The 14,539-nt window shown below is 70.9% G+C and carries 13 protein-coding genes; 9 read left to right on the top strand and 4 right to left on the bottom strand.

Translation table 11 applies throughout. The features are described from left to right. Window positions 1–61 precede the first annotated feature (61 nt). Together hrpB and QP939_RS06060 are read right to left on the bottom strand one after the other, a co-directional pair. Window positions 62–2,461, bottom strand: a complete 2,400-nt coding sequence (gene hrpB, locus QP939_RS06065) for an ATP-dependent helicase HrpB (RefSeq protein WP_285455570.1) — start codon at window positions 2,459–2,461, stop codon at window positions 62–64. Beyond that, the gene (locus QP939_RS06060) at window positions 2,458–3,288 is read right to left on the bottom strand and encodes a glutamate ABC transporter substrate-binding protein (protein WP_285455569.1); all 831 of its coding nucleotides are present in this window, start codon (window positions 3,286–3,288) and stop codon (window positions 2,458–2,460) included. Before QP939_RS06060 ends, hrpB begins: the two co-directional genes overlap by 4 nt. An 88-nt stretch (window positions 3,289–3,376) precedes the next feature. On the opposite strand from QP939_RS06060, the gene QP939_RS06055 reads away from it, so the two are divergent. From QP939_RS06055 to QP939_RS06025, 7 genes are all read left to right on the top strand, one after another. Beyond that, window positions 3,377–3,883, top strand: coding sequence for a MauE/DoxX family redox-associated membrane protein (locus QP939_RS06055; protein WP_285459668.1), 507 nt, complete (start codon window positions 3,377–3,379; stop codon window positions 3,881–3,883). A gap of 72 nt (window positions 3,884–3,955) precedes the next feature. Further along, window positions 3,956–4,699 (top strand): DsbA family protein, encoded by a 744-nt coding sequence (locus tag QP939_RS06050; RefSeq protein WP_285455568.1) that lies wholly within the window; start codon window positions 3,956–3,958, stop codon window positions 4,697–4,699. Window positions 4,700–4,808: 109 nt separating this feature from the next. Beyond that, window positions 4,809–5,147 carry a hypothetical protein gene (locus QP939_RS06045; protein ID WP_285455567.1) on the top strand — a complete coding sequence of 113 codons (339 nt, stop codon included), beginning with the start codon at window positions 4,809–4,811 and terminating at the stop codon, window positions 5,145–5,147. Continuing rightward, window positions 5,144–6,271, top strand: a complete 1,128-nt coding sequence (locus QP939_RS06040; protein WP_285455566.1) for a C40 family peptidase — start codon at window positions 5,144–5,146, stop codon at window positions 6,269–6,271. Before QP939_RS06045 ends, QP939_RS06040 begins: the two co-directional genes overlap by 4 nt. Before the next feature lie 9 nt (window positions 6,272–6,280). Then, complete coding sequence (locus tag QP939_RS06035) at window positions 6,281–6,655, top strand: YbaB/EbfC family nucleoid-associated protein (protein ID WP_285455565.1); 375 nt, start codon at window positions 6,281–6,283, stop codon at window positions 6,653–6,655. Window positions 6,656–6,660: 5 nt separating this feature from the next. Continuing rightward, window positions 6,661–7,161, top strand: a complete 501-nt coding sequence (locus QP939_RS06030) for a YbaB/EbfC family nucleoid-associated protein (protein ID WP_285455564.1) — start codon at window positions 6,661–6,663, stop codon at window positions 7,159–7,161. Beyond that, on the top strand, window positions 7,158–8,204 hold the full coding sequence (locus tag QP939_RS06025; RefSeq protein WP_285455563.1) for a hypothetical protein: 1,047 nt from the start codon (window positions 7,158–7,160) through the stop codon (window positions 8,202–8,204). Before QP939_RS06030 ends, QP939_RS06025 begins: the two co-directional genes overlap by 4 nt. Before the next feature lie 2 nt (window positions 8,205–8,206). Here the strand turns inward: QP939_RS06025 and QP939_RS06020 are convergent, their stop codons facing one another. Beyond that, complete coding sequence (locus QP939_RS06020; protein ID WP_285455562.1) at window positions 8,207–8,698, bottom strand: DinB family protein; 492 nt, start codon at window positions 8,696–8,698, stop codon at window positions 8,207–8,209. Between the two features lie 154 nt (window positions 8,699–8,852). Between QP939_RS06020 and QP939_RS06015 the strand changes: the two genes are divergently transcribed. Further along, on the top strand, window positions 8,853–10,682 hold the full coding sequence (locus QP939_RS06015; protein WP_285455561.1) for a glycoside hydrolase family 3 protein: 1,830 nt from the start codon (window positions 8,853–8,855) through the stop codon (window positions 10,680–10,682). A gap of 28 nt (window positions 10,683–10,710) precedes the next feature. After that, complete coding sequence (locus QP939_RS06010) at window positions 10,711–11,982, top strand: RICIN domain-containing protein (protein WP_285455560.1); 1,272 nt, start codon at window positions 10,711–10,713, stop codon at window positions 11,980–11,982. Window positions 11,983–12,032: 50 nt separating this feature from the next. On the opposite strand, the gene QP939_RS06005 is transcribed toward QP939_RS06010, so the two are convergent. Next, the gene (locus QP939_RS06005) at window positions 12,033–14,519 is read right to left on the bottom strand and encodes a DNA gyrase/topoisomerase IV subunit A (RefSeq protein WP_285455559.1); all 2,487 of its coding nucleotides are present in this window, start codon (window positions 14,517–14,519) and stop codon (window positions 12,033–12,035) included. Between the last annotated feature and the right edge of the window lie 20 nt (window positions 14,520–14,539).

Raw genomic sequence — 14,539 nt, 5'->3', positions numbered from 1 at the left:
TCTGCGGCGCGCGCGGGTGCGCGGGCATCGGACGACGGTCGCGAGCCGCCCCCGACTTTCGTCAGGTGCGGCGGCGGGTGTGCCGGGTCGGGACGGCGGTGGCGGGGTCCTCGGGCCAGGGGTGCTTGGGGTAGCGGCCGCGCAGGTCGGCGCGCACGGCGGGGTAGCCGCTGGTCCAGAAGCCGGCGAGATCGGCGGTGATGGCGGCCGGGCGGCCGGCGGGGGAGAGCAGGTGCAGCACGACCGGGACCCCGGCGAGGGTGGGGGTTTCGGTCCAGCCGAAGGTTTCCTGCAGCTTGACGGCGAGAACGGGCTGGTCACCGCGGTAGTCGACGCGGATGTGCGAGCCACTCGGGACTTCGAGGCGGTCCGGGGCCAGGTCGTCGAGTTTCGTGGCTTCGGGCCAGGGAAGGAGGGCCTTGAGGGCGGTGCCCGCGTTGATGGTGGCCAGGTCGGCCTTCTTGCGGGCACCGGAGAGGTCCAGCCAGCGGTCCACATCGGACAGGAGGGTGGTGTCGTCGACCGCGGGCCAGGGGTCGCCGAGGACGCGGTGCAGGAAGGCCATGCGCTCGCGCAGCCGGGTCCCGTCCTGGGTCCACTTGAGCAGGCCGAGGCCGTTTTCCCGGAGTCCGGCGACGAGGGCGTCGTGGACGTTCGCGTTCCGGAGCGGTTTCTCGGACAGGGTGATGGCACCGAGCTTGCGGACCCGCCGGGCGACGACATCGCCGTCCCAGGTGACTTCGTCCACTTCGGACACGGGGCCGACGCGGGTGGCGAGCCGTTCGTCGGCGGCCGCGGCGAGCCGGATGGTGCCGTGCACGCGCCCGGGATCCCGGGTGGCCTCGGCGACGGCGAGCCATTCGGAGTCGAGCCCGCTCCCGGGCGGCAGCTCGGCGGCGGTGCCGCCGGCCATGAGGTAGACGGGAGCGTGGCCGGGACGCCGCCGGGCAAGCCGTTCGGGATGCGCGAGGGCGACGACGAGTGCGGGATCCGAGCGTTCGGCTGGGCCGCGATCACCGTGCGTGCGGCGACCCGCCACCAATCCCTCCAACCGCCGCACCTCGCGCTTCCAGCGGCGCGCCCCTTCATCTCCCGCCGAGCGGAGCCGCCGCAGCTCCGCCTCCACGTCCGTCAGTGTCGCGCCCGCGTCCAGCAGCGCCACCACCTCCGCGGCATTCCGGGCACCCACCTCCTCCGCGCCGTCCAGCAACGCGCGCGCCAGCCGTGGGTGCAGGCCCAGCTCCGCCATCCGGCGCCCGCGCGGGGTCACCACGCCGTCCGGGCCCGTCGCGCCCAGCGTCTCCAGCAACGCCCGGCCCGCCGCCAACGCCCCCTCGCCCGGCGGGTCCCACCACGCCAAGCCACTGCCGTCCGGCGTCGACCAGCACGCCAGCTCCAGCGCCAGGCGGGCCAGCTCGGCCGTGCGGATCTCCGGCTCCGGGTACGCCGGGAGCAGCGCCTGCTCGTTCTCCGCCCAGCACCGGTACGCCCGGCCCGGTGCCTCGCGCCCGGCGCGGCCCGCCCGTTGGGCCGCCACCGCCGCCGACACGCGGACCGTCGCCAGGCCCGGCAGGCCACGCCGGTGGTCCACCCGCGGGACCCGCGCCAGCCCCGAATCCACCACCGCGCGCACGCCCGGCACCGTCAGGCTCGACTCGGCCACCGCCGTCGCCAGCACCACGCGCCGCCGGTCGCGCGGCCTCAGCGCGTCGTCCTGGTGCGCCGCCGACAGCCGCCCGTGCAGCGGCAGGACGTCCACATCGGACAGCCGCAGCAGTCCCGAAGTCCGCGCGATCTCGCCCGCGCCCGGCAGGAACGCCAGCACGTCACCGTCCCCTTCGGACAGTGCCGTCCGCACCGCCCGGGCGACGCACGCCTCGATCCGCTCACCCCGCGAAGGCGGGACATACGAGAACGTCACCGGGTACGTCCGCGCCGACGCCTCGACCACCGGCGCGTCCCCCAGCAGCGTCGCCAGCCGCCCGGACGCGACCGTCGCCGACGTCGCCAGCAGGCGCAGGTCCTCGCGCAGCCCCGCGCGGACGTCCAGGAGCAGCGCCAGCAGCAGGTCCGCGTCCAGGTGCCGCTCGTGGCACTCGTCGAGCAGCACCGTCGCCACCCCGGGCAGCTCCGGGTCGTTCTGCACGCGCCGCACCAGCAGCCCCGACGTCACGACCTCGATCCGGGTCCGCGCCGACACCTTCCGGTCGCCGCGCACGGCGTAGCCCACCGTCTCGCCGACCGGCTCGCCCAGGATCGCCGCCATCCGCGCCGCCGCGGCCCGCGCCGCCAGCCGCCGCGGCTCCGCGACGACCACGCGGCCGGTCGAGGAAAGCGCCAGCGGCACCAGTGTCGTCTTCCCCGTGCCGGGCGGGGCGACGAGCACGGCGCTGCCGTGGGCGTCCAGCGCCGAGAGGACGTCGGGCAGCACCGCGCGCACCGGCAGGTCGGGCAGCTTCACTTCTCGGTGACCTCGGGAGGTGGGGGCAGCTGGTAGCCGGACGGGCCGATGTTCTCGTTGAGCGAGCGCAGCCATTCGCCGGAGGAGATCATCTTGCGGATCGCGTCGTCGACCGCGCTCACCCCCTGGGTGTCGCCCTTGCGCAGGCCGATGCCGTAGCTCTCCTTCGAGAACGGCTTCCCGACGACCTTCAGCAGCTCGGGGTCGCGCGCGACGTAACCCGCCAGGATCACCCCATCGGTGGTCACGGCGTCGATCTGCCCGGCCAGCAGCGCCGTCACGCAGTCGGGGTACCGCGGGTACTCGACCAGCTGCACGGCCTGGGCGAACCGGTCCTTCACCTGCTGGGCGGGGGTCGACCCGGCGACCGAGCACAGCCGCCGCCCGTTGAGCGTCTCCGGCCCGGTGAGGTCGGCCGAGGTCCGGCGGACCAGCAGGTCCTGGCCCGTGGTGAAGTACGGCCCGGCGAACGACACGACCTGCTTGCGCTTGTCGGTGATCGAGTACGTCGCGACGACCAGGTCGACCGCGCCCGAAGTCAGGTCGGTTTCGCGCGTCGCGGACGTCGTCTCGCGCCAGGTGATGTCCTTCGCGGCGACACCCAATTCCGATGCGACGAAAGTAGCGACGTCGACGTCGAACCCGACGAACCGGCCGTCCACGGTGTGCTCGGAAAGGCCCGGCGCGTCGAACCGGATGCCGATGGTCAGGTGATCCGTGGCACTCGCGCGGGTGACGAGCGAGTCGGTCGGCGAAACCTGCTTCGGCCCGCAGCCCACCGCCGTGACCAGCAGCAACGCCGAGCCGAGGAGCGTGCGCCATCGCATCCAGCCGCTCCCTCCGCCGCTGCCCTGCCCTCACGAAGTTCTCAGGTCCTCCCGTTAGCCTAAGTGCGTGGTGCGACCGTCCCAACCCGTGCTGGACGCCGTCGGCACGCTGGCCCGGCTCGGGCTCGCGGCCGTCTGGCTCGTTTCCGGTGCGCTGAAGCTGGCGGATCCCGGGCAGACGCTGATCGCCGTGCAGGCGTACGACGTGCTGCCGGACGCACTCGAAAACGTGGTGGCCATCGCGTTGCCGCTCGTCGAACTCGTGCTCGGGCTGTTCCTGCTCGCGGGCCTGGCGACCCGCTGGGCCGCCGGCGCCGCGCTGGTGCTGCTCGTCGTGCTCATCGCCGGGATCGCCCAGTCGTGGGCCCGCGGGCTGAGCATCGACTGCGGGTGCTTCGGCGGTGGCGGCCAGGTGGCGGCGGGGCAGACGGAGTACCCGCAGGAGATCCTCCGCGACTCCGGGTTCGCGCTGCTGGCCGGGTGGCTGCTGGCGCGCCCGCGCACGTGGCTGTCGGTCGACGGCTGGCTGGCGCGAGGTCGCGGGAACTCCACCGAGCCCGAGCACGACTACTCGGGTATCGCGGAAGGGAACTGATACACAGTGGGTGGAGCTGAGCGGACCGCTCGGAAGCGTCGTCAGGCCGCGCAGGCCGGGGGAGCGAAGGCGGTGGCCCAGGCCAGGGGCGCGTCGACCGACAAGCGGAAGTGGATCATCGGGATCGCCGCCGTGGTCGTCGTGGCCGCGCTCGTGATCGGCGGCGTGATCTGGACGATCGCGGACCGGAACAAGACCGAGGGCAAGGTCATCAGCCCGGGTGAAACGACGAGCGCGCTGGCCGGCGACGTCACGCAGAAGCGCGACGGCGTCGTCGTCACCGTGGGCAAGACCGGCGCCAAGGCCTCGATCGACGTCTACGCCGACTTCCTCTGCCCGATCTGCGGTCAGTTCGAGAAGCAGTACAAGAGCGAGATCGAGCAGGCCGTCAACGACGGCAAGCTGCAGGTCCGCTACCACATGGTGCCGCTGCTCAACGAGCGCTCGAACCCGCCGGGCTACTCGCTCGACTCGGCGAACGCGGCGCTGGCCGCGGCCGACGCCGGCAAGTTCCTCCAGTTCCACGACGCGTTGTTCGCCAACCAGCCCGAAGAGGGCAAGCGCGGCTACGACAAGGCGCAGCTGATCGAGCTCGGCAAGAACGTCGGGATCACCGATCCGGCGTTCGCCCAGGCGGTCAACGCCGGCACCTACGACCAGCAGATCAACGCCGCCTTCCAGCAGATCGAAAACGACCCGAAGCTGGTGCAGGACTTCGGCGGCGGGCAGAGCGGCTTCGGCACGCCGACGGTCACCGCGAACGGCTCGATCGTGTCCTGGCAGGACCCCGATTGGCTCAAGAAGGTCACCGGCTGAGTCCGGGCAATTCGCCCACCCGGGTACGGACCGTGGTCTAGGCTGAATCCCGCAGCAGGGAACCGGGGGTGCCGCGCGCACGTCGCACCTCCGGTGACAGGGAGGGCCAGTGGACGGTTCGCATTCGGGGTTTCACGTCGATGACGGCGCGTACACGCGGTACGCGCGCGAAGTCGACCCACTCGGGGATGACGTCAAGGGTGCCGCCGACAAGCACGTCGGCCCGCACGTGACGCTGGGCGGCCACGGCTTCTCGGAAATGGGCGGCGAGTCCGGCTTTTCCGGCGCCTACAGCGGCCGGATGCGTGCGCTGCAGGAGAAGATGCACCGCGTCGGCGGCGGCTGGCGGCAGGTCGGCGAGGCCGCCCGGCAGACCGACCGCAACTACGCGGCGGTCGAGGGCGAGCACGGCGACGTCGTGCGCAGACTCGGGCAGGACCTCGCGTGACCGAGCACGAAGCCGACCAGCTCGTCCGGCACGGCCTGGACACCACGAACCAGTTCGCGCAGAAGCTGCGCCACGACCCGGCCGCGATCGGCGGCGCGCGCGACGCGCACTACGCGCTGCAGACGTCGGTGGGCCGCACCCGCGACGTCGCCGCCGAACAGCGCGTCAACCTGGTCTCGGCCAGTTCGGGCTCGACGACCGACCGCGCCACGGCGACGTCGCAGAGCCTCGAGAAGGAGGTCCAGGACCTCCTCGACGAGAGCGCCGAGATCGAGAAGGCCGTCACCGAGGCCGCCGAAGCGCTGCACGTCGGCGAGATCAAGAACGACCAGGTCCGCGACCAGATCATCAAGGAGATCTCGGCGGCCATGAAGGCCTTGGCGGCCGTGAAGAACATCCAGCCGCCGGAGAGCCGCGGGGCCGCGTCGCGCGACATCCTGATGAAGCTGCAGACCAAGATCAGCCAGCTCACCGGCCAGGCCGCGACGTTCAGCGAGCAGACGATCAACCAGCTCACCGACATCGGCACCCGGCTCGGCGGCCCGGAGCAGACGACGTCGTCGAGCAGCGCGTCCTCGACCAAGGTCGGCTCTTCCTTCAACAGCAACAGCGGCTACTCCGGCGGTTCCGACGGCGGGGGCGGCGGCGGTGGGGGAGGCGGCGGTGGCGGCGGGGGCGCCGTGCACAAGCCGCGGTTGCCGGTCGCGATCCCGCCGCAGCCCGGCTCCGGCGTCGCGATCAACCTGCCCGGCGGCAAGCAGGTGATGGCCCCGAACGAAACGGCGGCGAAGGCCGTGCGCGCGGCGCTGTCGCAGCTCGGCGTGCCGTACGTGTGGGGCGGGACGGCGCGGGGTCAGGGCCTCGACTGCAGCGGGCTGACCATGACGTCGTACCAGGACGCCGGGCTGCAGCTGCCGCGCACGGCGAAGCAGCAGACGGTCGGGGCCGAGGTGCCGTCGATCGACCAGCTGCTCCCGGGCGACCTGGTGGTCTGGTCGGGGCACGTGGCGATGGTGATCGGCGACGGCCAGATGATCGAGGCGGGCGACCCGGTGCAGATCAGCAAGATCCGCACCACGAACGCGGGCCAGCAGTTCATCGGCTTCTACCGGCCGACGGGGTAACTTCGGACCGTGGCTGAATTCGACATGGAGCTGGCGACGGCCCGGATCGCGGAACAGGCGGACCGGGCGGGCACGGAGGCCGAGGCACGGTTCGCCCGTTCGGGTCCGGTGGTGGGCAAGGCGTCGAACGACTCCATCGAGGTCCAGGTGGCGCCGGGCGGACTCCTGACCGGCGTGACGATCCACCGCTCCGCGCTGCGGCAGGGATCGGCGGTGCTCGCCGACCAGATCCTCGAGCTGGCCCAGCGCGCGACGCGCCGCGCGGGCGACAAGATGTACCACGCGCTCGCCCCGGTGGTGGACAAGGAACAGCTCGAAACCCTGGGCTACGAGCCGATCCCGGACGACGACCCGGACGCCGACACCTACTCCTACGGAAGGTGAGCGCGGTGATCACGACCCGCGAGCTGATCGCCCAGGCCCGGGCGCGCGAAGAAGCGATGGCCCGCGTCGACGAGCTGCTGGCGTCGGCGTCCGGCACGGCGCACGACCTCGACAACCAGGTCGAGGTGACGGTCGACGCGCGCGGCAAGCTCCTGCGCCTCTGGCTGGCCCCGTCGGCGGTGAACCTCGGCGAGCAGCTGGGCCCGCTGATCGTGGAGATCGCCCAGGCGGCGATGCGCGAGGCGACCCAGGACGGCTACAACAAAGTCGCGCTGCTGCTCGGTGAAGACATGACGTCCATGATCGAGCAGATGACCGGGATGCCCGCGCCGGCGCGGGCCGAGGACGACGACCCGGGCATGACGGTCGAGGAGTTCCAGCGGCTGCGGGCCGAGCGGCTGGGCTCCGACGCCGCGCCTGCGGAGACGCTCGCCGCGACGAGCGTCGAGGACGAAGACGCGTACTGGGAGTCCTTCGACCCGGCGTCCCTGCGCTCCGACCGATGAGCTACTCGGTTCCGGGGCCTAGCCGGGACGACCGGTTCCTCCGCATCGAGCGCGACCGCGAGCAGCGGCTGGTCGAGCAGGCCCGCCAAGCCCTGCCGAAGCCGCCGGGCGAGGACCGCGAAATGGTCGCTTCGGCCCCGGCCCGGCCGGTGGAGAAGCGGACAAAGGTCGACCCGCCGGTGCTGGACCAGTTGCTCCGGCACGAGGAAGCCCGGGCGGCCGCGCGGGAGGCCGGGGACCGCAGGCTGGCCGCGAACGCGCTCGCGCAGGTGACCGGCGACCTGGACGCGCTGCTCGTCCAGGTGCGCGACCACCTGCGGCAGAGCGGCCGCGGCCGGTCCCGGCAGGTGGTCCGCGAGGCGGCGCCCCGGCTCACGGCGATGTCCGGGGTCGCCGCGCTCCCGCTGGGCGAGGTCGCCGACCTCCTCGACGTTCCCCGGCAGCGCGTCGAAGGCGTGCTCGACACGATCGCCCGTCACGGTGGCATGACTCCCGCCGAACGGCACGACGCGCTCGAGCAGGTGGACTGGCTGCGCGCGCAGGTGAGCCAGGTCCGCGTCGCCGAAGACCATTCGCGCCTGGACCGGCTGCTCCGGTTCCTCCCGAACTTCCTGGCGGCGGCGCTGGCCGCGCTCGCGGCGGCGGCCGCGGGGGCCTGGGTGGTCGGCGAATCGGTGGTCAAGGAGGTGGTCAAGACCGCGGTGATCGCGCTGGTCGCCGCGGGCGTGAAGGTCGTCACCGACCGCCTGCGCGGCACCCGGGACCCCGGGGACGCCGACGACGCCCACGCCGCGCTGCTGGCCGACCTGCGCGACGTGCCGTCACCGGAACCGGCCTACACCGGAGAACACGCGATCCTCCGGCTGAAGCTCGAAGTGCACTGCTGCACGGCGAAGATCGCGTCCATCCCGGTGGACTGGCCGGACAAGCACGCGTACTGGAGCTTGCTCACCGAAATCGTCGAAGCCGCGAAGAGCGATCGCGTCGCCGATCTGCGGGTGCTGCGGCGGAAACTGCAAGCCCTGCGCCCGCCCGCGGCCTGACGTCACGCCAGCTGGGCCGTGGAGTTGGCGCCGTCCAACGACTCGCGGATGATGTCCGCGTGACCGGCGTGCTGCGCCGTCTCGTGGATCAGGTGCAGGATGATCCGCCGCGCCGACCAGAACCGGGGCTCCGGCGGAGACCACGGCGTCGTCGGCAGCCGCACCTCGACGTCCAGTGAAGGCAGCGATCGCACGTACTCGTCGGTCTCGGCCGCGGCGGCGGAGTAGGCCGAAAGCCAGTGCTGCTGCGTTTCGCTCATCGAGTACTGCGCCGTGTCGAGCATGCCGTCGGGCAGCGTGCCGTCGGCGTCGCGCAGGACCTGCAACCACATCCGCTCGCCCGTCGCGAGGTGGCGGATCAGGCCGCCCAGCGTCAGCTCGCTGACCGTCGTGCGCTTCGCCGCTTCTTCGTCGGTGAGGCCGCGGACCGGGATCAGCAATCGGGAGCGGACTTCGGCCAGCAGGGCCAGGAGTTCGTCGTGTTCGCGAGTCATGGGGGAACCGTAGAACCCAATTAGGTCAGGTTCTGGCCGGAAGCGACAATCCCGCTCAGCGGCACCCGAGTTCACTCAGAGGTCTGGACCAGCCAGCAACCGCTGTGCATTAATTCAAGGCGTGAATTTTGGTCTCTCGACGAGGAGGACCCGGATGCGGCTCGGACGCAGACTGGGCATCGGCGCACTGGCACTGGGGTTGCTGGTCGCGTCGGAAACCCCGGCACTGGCCGGGAACAGCCCGGCCTACAAAGACTCCTGGCGTCCGGTGAAGGTCCGGGTGGCCGACCTGATGTCCCGGATGACCCTCGACGACAAGCTCGGCCAGATGATGCAGGCCGAACGCCTCGGGGTGAAGAGCCCGGCCGACGTCACCACCGGGCGGCTCGGCTCGCTGCTGTCGGGCGGCAGCTCGCAGCCGACCCCGAACACGCCCGTCACCTGGGCCGACATGTACGACGGCTTCCAGAAAGCCGCGCTCGCCACGCCGCTGGGCATCCCGCTCATCTACGGCGTCGACGCCGTCCACGGCCACAACGGCCTCTACGGCGCCACCGTCTTCCCGCACAACATCGGCCTCGGCGCGACGCGCGACCCGCGCCTGGTCGAGAAGATCGGCCGCGCCACCGCGGAAGAGGTCTCCGGCACCGGCATCGACTGGGACTTCGCGCCCTGCCTGTGCGTCGCCCGCGACGACCGCTGGGGCCGCACCTACGAGTCCTTCGGCGAGGTCCCGCAGCTGGCCACCGAGATGACGTCGATCATCACGGGCCTGCAGGGGCGCCGGCTGGACCAGCCGGGTTCGGTGCTGGCCACCGCCAAGCACTACGTCGGCGACGGCGGCACGACCGGCGGCGTCAACGAAGGAAACACGGAGATCAGCGAGCAGGAACTGCGCGCGATCCACCTGCCGCCGTTCAAGGCCGCGGTCCAGCGCGGCGTCGGCTCGGTGATGATCTCCTACAGCAGCTGGAACGGCGTCAAGATGCACGCCGGGTCCTACCTGATCAACGACGTCCTGAAGAGGGAACTCGGCTTCACCGGCATCGTCATCTCCGACTACAACGGCGTCGACAAGATCGACGGCAAGACCGGGTTCACCCCGGAAGAGGTCGAAGCCTCGATCAACGCCGGCATCGACATGGTGATGGTGCCCTACGAGTGGCAGAAGTTCATCGACACGCTGCGGACGCTCGTCCAGGACGGCCGCGTGCCGATGTCCCGGATCGACGACGCGAACCGCCGCATCCTCACCAAGAAGTTCGAGCTCGGCCTGTTCGAGCACCCGCTCACCGACCGGCGGTTCCTGAACACCATCGGCAGCAAGCCGCACCGCGACCTCGCGCGCCAGGCCGTGCGGGAATCCCAGGTGCTGCTGAAGAACGAGGGCAACGTGCTGCCGCTCGCGAAGCGGAACAGCAAGATCTTCGTCGCCGGGAAGAGCGCCGACGACCTCGGCAACCAGTCCGGCGGCTGGACGGTCGGCTGGCAGGGCACCAGCGGCCCGGTCATCCCGGGCACCACGATCCTGCAGGGCATCAGGAGCAAGTCGTCCGCGGTGACCTACGCCAAGGACGGCACCGGGATCGACCCGAGCTACGACGTCGCCGTCGCGGTCGTGGGCGAAACGCCGTACGCCGAGGGCAAGGGCGACCGTCCACAAGGGATGGGACTGGACGCGACGGACCTCGCGACACTGCAGAAGCTCAAGGAGTCCGGCGTGCCGACGGTCGTCGTCCTCGTGTCCGGGCGGCCGCTCGACATCGCCGCGCAGCTGCCGGACTGGGCCGGGCTGGTCGAATCCTGGCTGCCGGGCAGCGAAGGCAAAGGCGTCGCCGATGTCCTGTTCGGCGACTACAACCCGACCGGCAAGCTGCCGGTGACCTGGATGCGCAGCGCCGACCAGCAGCCGATCAACGTCGGCGACGGCAAGCCCGCGCTGTTCCCGTACGGCTACGGCCTGCACTACCCGCGCCACTGGTGATCCCCGTCCCCCACCGGAAGGAACACGCATGCCTCGTCGTCCCTTGCTCAGGATCTTGGCCTTCTTCGCGGCCTGTCTCGGGCTCACCTTCGCCAGCCCGGCCGTGCAAGCCGCGACGCCGTTCAAGGTGCTCGCGTTCTACAGCGGCACCTACGACGCCGCGCACATCAGCTTCGAGAAGGAGGCGAACGCCTGGTTCCCGCAGCAGGCGGCGGCCAACGGGTTCACCTACACGGCGACGAACAACTGGAACCAGCTGACGACCCTCACGCCCAGCCAGTACCAGGTGGTCATGTTCCTCGACGACCAGCCGCAGTCGCAGGCGCAGTTCGAGGGCTTCCAGCGCTACATGCAGGCGGGTGGCGCGTTCTACGGCTTCCACGTCACGGCGTACAACGACAACACGACGCCGTCGTACGCCAACTGGTTCCACAACGACTTCCTCGGCACCGGGCGCTTCACGTCGAACACGTGGGGCCCGACGCCGGAGACGTTGAAGATCGAGAACCGCACGCACCCGTCGACGGTCAACCTGCCGGCGACGATCAAGTCGTCGACGTCCGAGTGGTACGCCTGGCAGTACGACCTGCGCCAGAACCCGAACATCTCGATCCTGGCGTCGATGGACACCGCCACGTTCCCGATCGGCACGGACCCGAACCAGACGTGGTACAGCGGCTACTACCCGATCGCGTGGACGAACAAGAACTACAAGATGATCTACGCGAACTTCGGCCACAACGCGATGAACTACGAGACGAACACGGCGCTGTCGTCGACGTTCGAGAGCGCGGACCAGAACCGCTTCCTGCTCGACGGCCTGAAGTGGCTGGGCGGCGGCGGGACGACGACCCCGCCCCCGGACGGCACGATCGACCCGGCGGCCTGGTACGCGGTGACGAACAAGGCGTCCGGCAAGTGCGTGGACGCGCGCGCGGCGGGCACGGCCAACGGCACGGTGATCCAGCAGTACACGTGCAACGGCACGACGGCCCAGCAGTACCAGTTCGCCCCGACCAGCGGCGGCTTCGACCGGATCAACAACCGGACGAACGCCACGCAGGTCATCGACGTGACCGACGTGTCGACGGCCGACAACGCGGGGCTGCAGCTGTGGTCCTACAGCGGCGGCGGCAACCAGCAGTGGCAGCCGGTGTCGGAAGGGAGCGGGTACTACCACTTCATCGCCCGGCACAGCGGCAAGTGCCTGACGGTGCCCGGTTCGTCCACAGCGGACAGTGGGCAGCTGGTCCAGGCAACCTGCAACGGCAGCGCCGCTCAGTCGTTCAAGGTCGCCTAGCGGGGGGACGGGAAAGGCCGCCTCGGGAACTCCCGGGGCGGCCTTTCCCGTCAGTCCCGCTCGATGAGGTGGCCCACCACGTCCGGGCCCGGGTGGGCGTGGCCCGAGCCGTCGCGGCGGACGTCGATCTCCGGCAGTTCCACCGGGTCTCCGTTGCGGGCCGCGCCCGCGGGGCGGGGGCCGATCCACGCCACCCGCAGCGCCGTCTCGCCCTTGAGGAACCGCTGGGCCCGGACGCCGCCCGTCGCGCGGCCCTTCGCCGGGTACTCGCTGAACGGGGTCACCTTGACGCTCTGGCCCGTCGACGTGATCACCAGGGGCTCGCCGTGCTCGTCGTCGTCCGTGCGGACCGCGCCGAAGAAGACCACCGAGGCCCCTGATGGCAGGTTGATGCCCGCCATGCCGCCGCCCTTCAGACCCTGCGGGCGGACCAGCGACGCCGCGTACTTCAGCAGTGACGCCTCCGACGAGACGAACGCCAGCGTCTCCGTGCCGTCCATCAGCCACGTCGCGCCGACGACTTCGTCGCCGTCCTTCAGGCTGATGACCTCGAACTCGTCCGAACGGACCGGCCACTCCGGCGAACAGATCTTCACCACGCCCGCCCGCGTGCCGAGCGCCAGGCCCGGGGAGCCCGCCGCCTGGTCGCCCAGCGGGGCGATCCCGACGACCGTCTCGCCCTTCTCCAGCGGCACCAGCTCCTTCGCCGCCATGCCGCCGCGCAGGGACACCGTGCCCGCCTGCTCCGGCAGGACCGGCAGCGGCAGCACGTCCGTCTTGAACGCGCGCCCGCGGCTGGTCACCAGCAGCACCTGCCCGCGCGCGGTCGTGTGGACCAGGGCCGCCACCGCGTCGTGTTTCACGCGGCCGTTGCGGCGACGTGTCTCCGTCGCCTCTTCGGACTCGGCCGCGGTGCGCGCCACCAGGCCGGTCGCCGACAGGATCACCTGGCACGGGTCGTCCGCGACTTCCAGGGGGCCCGAAGGCTTCGACGCGGCCAGGACCTCCTTCAGGTCGCCGTCGATCAGCGCGGTGCGGCGCTCGGTCGGGAAGTCCTTCGCGATCTTCGCCAGCTCCGACGAGACGAGCTTCTTCAGCACGGACTCGTCGTCGAGGATCTTGGTCAGCTCCGCGATCTCTTCGCGCAGCCGCTCCTGCTCCGACTCGAGCTCGAGGCGGTCGTACTTGGTCAGCCGTCGCAGCGGCGTGTCCAGGATGTACGTCGCCTGGATCTCCGACAGCTTGAAGCGCGTCATCAGGCCGTCCTTCGCGGCCTGCGCGTTCTCGCTCTCGCGGATGAGCTTGATCACCTTGTCGATGTTCAGCAGCGCGATCAGCAGGCCGTCGACCAGGTGCAGGCGCTCTTCGCGCTTGCGGCGCCGGTACTTCGTGCGCCGCGTGACGACGTCGTAGCGGTGCCGGAGGAAGACTTCGAGGAGTTCCTTCAAGCCCAGGGTCTGCGGCTGGCCGTCGACGAGCACCAGGTTGTTGATGCCGAACGACTGCTCCAGCGGCGTGAGCCGGTACAGGTCGGCCAGCAGCGCCTGCGGGTTGACGCCGACCTTGCACTCGATGACCAGCCGCGTGCCGTTCTCGCGGTCGGTCAGATCCTTGACGTCGGCGATGCCGGTTAGCCGCTTGGACTTGTTGACCTCGTCGGTGATCTTCTCGATCACCTTCTCCGGGCCGACGCCGTACGGCAGCTCGGTGACGGTGATGGCCTGCCGCCCGCGACTGCCTTCCAGGGGCCCGGTTTCGCAGTTCGCGCGCATCCGGACCACGCCGCGGCCGGTTTCGTACGCGCGGCGCACCTCGTCCAGGCCCAGCAGGCTGCCACCGGTCGGCAGGTCGGGGCCGGGCACGAACTCCATCAGCTTGTCGAGCGTGGCCGTGGGATGCGTGATCAGCCACCGCGCCGCCGCGATGACCTCGCCGAGGTTGTGCGGGATCATGTTGGTCGCCATCCCGACCGCGATCCCGGACGTGCCGTTGACCAGCAGGTTCGGGAACGCCGCGGGCAGCACCGACGGCTCTTCGAGCGAACCGTCGTAGTTGGGCCGGAAGTCGACGGTGTCCTCGCCCAGCTCGCCGACCAGCTGCATCGCCTCGGGCGACATGCGGGCCTCGGTGTACCGGGAGGCCGCCGGGCCGTCGTCGGGCGAACCGAAGTTGCCGTGGCCGTCGATGAGCGGGACGTTCAGCGAGAAGTCCTGCGCCAGCCGCACCATCGCGTCGTAGATCGCGACGTCGCCGTGCGGGTGGTACTTGCCCATCACGTCACCGACCACGCGCGACGACTTCACGTACGCGTGCGTCGGCCGGTAGCCGTTCTCGTTCATCGAGTACAGGATCCGGCGGTGCACCGGCTTCAGCCCGTCCCGCGCGTCCGGCAGGGCGCGCGAGTGGATGACCGAGTACGCGTACTCCAGGTAGGAGTCTTCGATCTCGGTCTTCAGCGAGTTGTCGAAGACGTGCGCACCGGGGGAGTCGAACGCGCTGGGATCGACCTTGGTGGTGGTGCCCTTGCGGCGTGCCACGGCAGAACTCCTTGGTAGCT

It is taken from the genome of Amycolatopsis nalaikhensis (assembly GCF_030264295.1).
In the GTDB taxonomy this organism is placed as follows: domain Bacteria; phylum Actinomycetota; class Actinomycetes; order Mycobacteriales; family Pseudonocardiaceae; genus Amycolatopsis; species Amycolatopsis nalaikhensis.
Note: the sequence above shows the minus strand (reverse complement) of the source record. Positions and strands in the feature narration are given on the sequence as shown.